Here is a 644-nt window from a genome sequence, read left to right as displayed (position 1 = left end):
TTCTTTGTAGCGTCTAATATATCTCCGAATTTGCCAAACTCAGTTCGTACTGCCGCAAGAACATTCCATATTTCATTTGTTCTTTTTTCAACAGCCAAACTGCGAAAGCCCATTTGTAAACTATTTAAAAACGCAGATATTGTGGTTGGACCCGCTATTGTAATTTTATATGTATTTTGCATTGTTTCAAATAAATTTGGTATCCTTAACACTTCGGCATATAATCCTTCAAACGGTAAGAACATAATCGCAAACTCGGTCGTATTCGGCGGATTTACATACTTTGTATGTATATCTTTCGCGAAATTTTTAATTTTTGTTTCTAATTCTTTTTTTGAACGTTCAATTATATTTATATCTCCGCTGTCATAAGCGTCCATAAGAGATTCATAGTCTGCTGTTGGAAATTTTGAATCTATTGGAAGCAAAACAAATTTATCAGAATCATTTTTACTCGGTATTTTTATCGCAAATTCCACATTTTCCCTGCTTCCTTCTTTTGTTGGAACATTTTGGGTGTACTGATGCGGCGCGAGAAGTTGTTCAAGAATCGCTCCAAGCTGATATTCTCCAAGAACTCCCTTTGTTTTAACATTTGACAGAACTTTTTTTAAATCTCCAACGCCATTAGCTAAATTTTGCAT

General features: G+C 34.3%; 1 protein-coding gene. It reads right to left on the bottom strand.

The features are described from left to right. Window positions 1-644 (bottom strand): DNA recombination protein RmuC (locus ACYVRA_RS08050; RefSeq protein WP_461252214.1); only part of this gene is annotated, 644 nt, incomplete at both ends.

The sequence above is a fragment of the Treponema sp. R8-4-B8 genome, from assembly GCF_054786175.1.
Note: the sequence above shows the minus strand (reverse complement) of the source record. Positions and strands in the feature narration are given on the sequence as shown.